Annotated in this window: 7 protein-coding genes; 3 read left to right on the top strand and 4 right to left on the bottom strand. The window is 37.6% G+C overall.

Annotated elements, in window-relative coordinates:
- Nucleotides 1-252 precede the first annotated feature (252 nt).
- Nucleotides 253-999 carry a type I methionyl aminopeptidase gene (gene map / locus AC1DVB_RS25270; RefSeq protein WP_063576246.1) on the bottom strand — a complete coding sequence of 249 codons (747 nt, stop codon included), beginning with the start codon at nucleotides 997-999 and terminating at the stop codon, nucleotides 253-255.
- Between the two features lie 268 nt (nucleotides 1,000-1,267).
- A complete protein-coding gene (gene cdaS / locus AC1DVB_RS25265) occupies nucleotides 1,268-1,888 on the bottom strand; it encodes a sporulation-specific diadenylate cyclase CdaS (protein WP_218013318.1) in 621 nt (206 codons plus the stop codon).
- A 272-nt stretch (nucleotides 1,889-2,160) separates the two neighbouring features.
- Here cdaS and AC1DVB_RS25260 point away from each other — a divergent pair, with 272 nt between their 5' ends.
- Nucleotides 2,161-2,481 carry a 2Fe-2S iron-sulfur cluster-binding protein gene (locus AC1DVB_RS25260; protein WP_095678412.1) on the top strand — a complete coding sequence of 107 codons (321 nt, stop codon included), beginning with the start codon at nucleotides 2,161-2,163 and terminating at the stop codon, nucleotides 2,479-2,481.
- A gap of 97 nt (nucleotides 2,482-2,578) precedes the next feature.
- Here AC1DVB_RS25260 and AC1DVB_RS25255 read toward each other — a convergent pair whose 3' ends face one another.
- A complete protein-coding gene (locus AC1DVB_RS25255) occupies nucleotides 2,579-2,959 on the bottom strand; it encodes a VOC family protein (RefSeq protein WP_191929239.1) in 381 nt (126 codons plus the stop codon).
- A 197-nt stretch (nucleotides 2,960-3,156) separates the two neighbouring features.
- Entirely contained in the window at nucleotides 3,157-3,648 is a 492-nt protein-coding gene (locus AC1DVB_RS25250) for a hypothetical protein (RefSeq protein WP_063576248.1), read from the bottom strand.
- A 163-nt stretch (nucleotides 3,649-3,811) separates the two neighbouring features.
- Between AC1DVB_RS25250 and AC1DVB_RS25245 the strand changes: the two genes are divergently transcribed.
- Both AC1DVB_RS25245 and AC1DVB_RS25240 read left to right on the top strand, forming a co-directional pair.
- Complete coding sequence (locus AC1DVB_RS25245) at nucleotides 3,812-4,279, top strand: DinB family protein (RefSeq protein ID WP_477591509.1); 468 nt, start codon at nucleotides 3,812-3,814, stop codon at nucleotides 4,277-4,279.
- 62 nt (nucleotides 4,280-4,341) lie between these two features.
- The coding region (locus tag AC1DVB_RS25240; protein WP_477591507.1) for a VOC family protein at nucleotides 4,342-4,680 on the top strand (339 nt) is incomplete at its 3' end.

Raw genomic sequence — 4,680 nt, 5'->3', positions numbered from 1 at the left:
AAAGTGTTCTATCTAAAAGGTAAGACAAAGTTGATTGGAACGGAAGGTACGAGACTCCTGCGGGAAAAGCGCGTCTAGGGGAGACCCCGCAGGCGAAAGCCGAGGAGGCTCCCCGACCGCCCGCGGAAAGCGAGTGCCTAGAGTGGAAATCAACGTCCAAATTGTACAAGCCATAAAAAATAGACAAACTCGATTTTCATCGAGTTTGTCTACAGTCTGAAACGGCCTATGATAAGGCCGTTTCTTTTTTGCTTACTGTTCCGTTAAAATGATCGGATCTTCTTTTGTAATGACGAGGGTATGTTCATATTGGGCGGAAAGCTTTCCATCTGCCGTTCTCGCCGTCCAGCCGTCTTGGTCCATTTTCATATGCCATGTTCCTGCATTCAGCATAGGCTCAATCGTGATGACCATGCCCTCTTTTAAACGGGCRCCTTTACCTGGCTTACCATAATGTAGGACGGTAGGGTCCTCGTGCATGGTTTTGCCGATTCCATGTCCTGTAAAATCGCGGACAACAGAAAACTTTTCACCTTCTGCATAAGACTGGATTGCATGCCCAATGTCCCCGAGACGATTTCCTGCCCGTGCAACTTCAATGCCTCTATATAGAGCATTCTTGGTTACATCCATTAAGCGCTGAGCTTCTTCGGAAACTTCCCCGACTGCATATGTCCAAGCTGAATCCGCCAAACCGCCGTTAAGGTTCACCACCATATCGATCGTGACGATGTCTCCCTCTTTTAAGGCTTTCTTTTGCGGAAACCCGTGACAAATCACATCATTCACTGAAGCACATGTTGCATATTTATAACCGTTATAACCCTTTTGTTCAGGTGTAGCACCATGCTCTGCCAAGTATTGATCGACAAATTCCTCGATTTCCCAAGTCGTGATACCCGGTTTTATCATTTTTGCAATTTCTCTATGCGTCGCAGCAAGAAGTTTGCCCGCTTCATGCATCAAATTTATTTCTCGTTCACTTTTAATGGTTATCATGTAAAATCCTCTTTCGTTTTATAACTTATCTGCTTGAGACTCCTTATTTATCATATGCCTTTTTTTATATAAAAAGCAACCAAAAACCCGGTAAAAATCACCGGGTTGATTAATTCATGAAATTTCTGTACCTGTAATTCTGATAAAATAAGCAAAATTACAAAAGCCTAAAAAGGATCCAGCGATTACTTATTTACGCGATTGAATATTCCAGGGGTGAATTAACTGGAACATGATAATTACCCTGTGACTTATGGTCTTAATAATTCTATATAGGCCCGTGTGTATTAATTGGGTACAGTTTCCCATTCATTGCAAATGAAACTCTTCCTGTTTCCTCTGATACTACCAATACAAGGGCATCACTCCGTTCAGATAAACCCAAAGCAGAGCGGTGCCGTGTTCCCAGTTTCTTTCCCCCGGTTGACATGTCTGAAAGCGGAAGGACATTTGCTGCGGAAACAATCTGATTTTGACTAACCAAAACGGCACCATCATGCAGTGGATTTCCAGGAAAAAAAATCGATTCCAATAAAGAATGGGTTAACTCCGCTCCTATAGAAATACCGGGTTGAATCAATGAATCAAGGGGATCTCCCCGTTGAATCACAATCAACCCGCCATGTCTCAAATTCGATAAATTTTGAACGCAAGTTGATAATTCGGGATATTTGTCCGTAAATGGTGACAAATAACAGTTTAGATAAAATGTTGCTGCTTTCATATCAATGTATATGAATTTATCCTTTATTTTCTCGAAATTTCCAAGAAGACAATAATTTTCATCACCCATTGCTTCTAAGTTATCCTGTAATGCCGATATTACTTGGCGTATCTCTTCTTTTAACGTTTGTTTCATTGGTGAAAAATCACAATGTCCATTATTCACAGGCATGCACCTCCCTTTAATTATTCTAATCTTTTTTTCAATGGACCTTAATTCCCACTAAAAGACCATGCTTATTTTCCCTAGCTCTATTTATCCCTTTTTACATTAATAATTATGAATGTACTTAAAGTTTGTCTTCACGATAATTAATTATTCATCTTTACTATAAATCAGCAGTGACTTCACATTTTTTTATGTCATATGGACAAGGTAAGAGAATAGATATATTAATGACCTGTTGATAGATATCCYATAATAAGAGGTGGTATTAGATGCCTTATGTAACAGTATTAGACCAAGGAACGTTTGAAGTTGAAATGGGAAAAAAATTAGTATTGGCATTGGAAGATAACGGGATAAATATTCTCCACCGATGCGGTGGGAAAGCTAAGTGTACAACTTGCAGAGTGGAAATATTGGCAGGTGATTTTTTGGAGGTTACACATAAAGAAAAAAAGGTCTTTGAGGAAAAAGGAATGGAAGATCATTTGCGTTTATCTTGTCAAATTTACGTGAATGGAGACATAACAATTCGGCCGATCAAAACGGTTGAGAACTCTGGACTTCCTGCTGGGCCAAGGCCAGAAGACTAAATGTTTCATAAAGAGTTTAGTTTGATCAAAAAACATCAAAACGACTAAAAATATTTTTTCTAGTCGTTTTGATGTTTTTTATCTTTAGCTAAATGATTTACTTCTTTTCCATGACCGCAAAGTAATTATCTTCATTATCAGCAAAATTGAAGACTCTTCCAGATGGCATATTTACAAGTTCTCCCACTTTGATATTCTTCTCCGAAAAGTCTTTATATAATTCATCAAGATTATCCGAGTAAAACATTAATGAAGGTGTAGCAAGATTTAATTCAGGCTGCATTTTAGCAATGAATTCCTTATTATGCAGGATGATACTCGTTTGTGAATCCTTTGTTGGTGCTATTTCAATCCATCTTAACCCTTGGCCGTTATCTTCTTCAGAAATTACGCTAAATCCGAATTTTTCCGTCCAAAATTTCAATGACTCATCTTGGTTATTAACGTATAACATAATTTGACCGACTTTATTAATCATTGGCTTCTCTCCCTTTCTGCTGGTTCCGTTATTAATTGAATCATTTATGTATAAGCATCATGCTGGTTGGGAAAATATAACTGATTAAATCGTATAATAAATGAAAGATTTAATCAATATTTACAAAAATTGAATTTTTCCTCTTTTGGGAAGGTTTTTGAAAACCAACACAATTGTCTATGGGAAGCGGATATCTCTTACGAACTTTGCTTAATTGTTTCTTCTACATATTCCAAGAAATCTGTATGTGCCGGATTCCCTTCCAGATGTTGAGCTACCACAGTCAATGGCATTATAACTCTATCTCTCTTTTTGGAGTAAAGAACCGTCTCTGTTTTAATGCCCCTATTCACTTCATCAAGTGCAGAAGAAAAATGATATACAGAATCATATTCATACCATTTATAATCTTGATTTATATTCCTTTTTATAACTTCTCCAATATACGCACCTATCCTTACCACAAAATTATCAAAATGATTCTTTAAAAGTTCCCTACCCATTTGAGTAGTGCTTAATCTTTTCGTATAAGCATCTATATAACGAGTGCTTTCAATAGTAAAATCTAAATTTCTCTTTGTTAGGTTCTCTTGATCCCAAGTGTCATCTGACACATCCTGATACATTAATTTCGCGATGCCTTTTAAATCATTTTTTATTAATTTAGTTTTATTTAAGGAACCGAACATATGACATTTCCCCTTTACTTTATCTTTTGGTTAATTATACATTAATGGAATTGCTCCATTGTTTATTTAAAAAAGCTATGCAATCTTTATATACAGAAATTTGCAGGACTTTTCTATTTTTCACAGAACTTCTATACAGAGTATTGATCAAAGGAGAGTGAAAATGGTGGTTCTATCGAAAGAGGGTTTGTTAAATATATTGGAAGGCAACAGGAGCTTGACGTTGCGGGTGGTTGAAGCTTTCCCTGAAAAGGAATTGTTTCATTATACACCGGCCGGGAAGCTTCGCCCTTTCGCAGAGATGGTTAAAGAAATCATGAACATTGAAACTGCATATATGCGTGGAATTGCACTGGGTGTTTGGGAGTTTCCAGATTCCTTTGCCGGAATTTCCACCAAAGAAGAACTTGTATCTGCATGCGAAACAGTAAGGGATGAGACGAGGAAATTGTGGGAGGAAATGACCGAGGAAACGCTTGGAGTGGTTGAAAAAGATCCTTTTTTCGGTCCCTCACAAAGCCACTTTGATAGACTTCAATATGCCTTGGAAAATGAGATCCACCATAGGGGACAGGGTTATATTTATCTTAGAACCCTTGGAATTGAACCACCGGAATTTTTCGTAAGGTAATCATGCATTAAGTAATAAATTGGGAGCATTGAAAAATAAATAAGAAAATAGGAGTGAGATACATGTCAGTTGATGCATATCTTAATTTTAATGGGAATTGTCGACAAGCAGTAGAGTTCTACGCAGAGGTTTTTGGAACGGAACAACCAAATATCATGACCTTTGGGGAAACACCGCCTAATCCGGAATTTCCCCTTCCAGAAGAAGCGAAAGATTTAGTCATGCATACAAGGCTTACTATTAATGGTAGCAATATCATGTTTTCAGATACTTTTCCTGGTATGYCTTTTGTAGAAGGAAATAATATCAGCCTGGCATATGTCGGTAATGATGTGGAGGAAATTAAATCGATCTTTAACAAACTAAGTGAAGGCGGCACGGTTGGTCTAGAGCTGCAGGAA

The sequence above is a fragment of the Peribacillus sp. P4_D6 genome, assembly GCF_056401795.1.
This window is presented reverse-complemented; position numbering and strand designations above follow the sequence as displayed.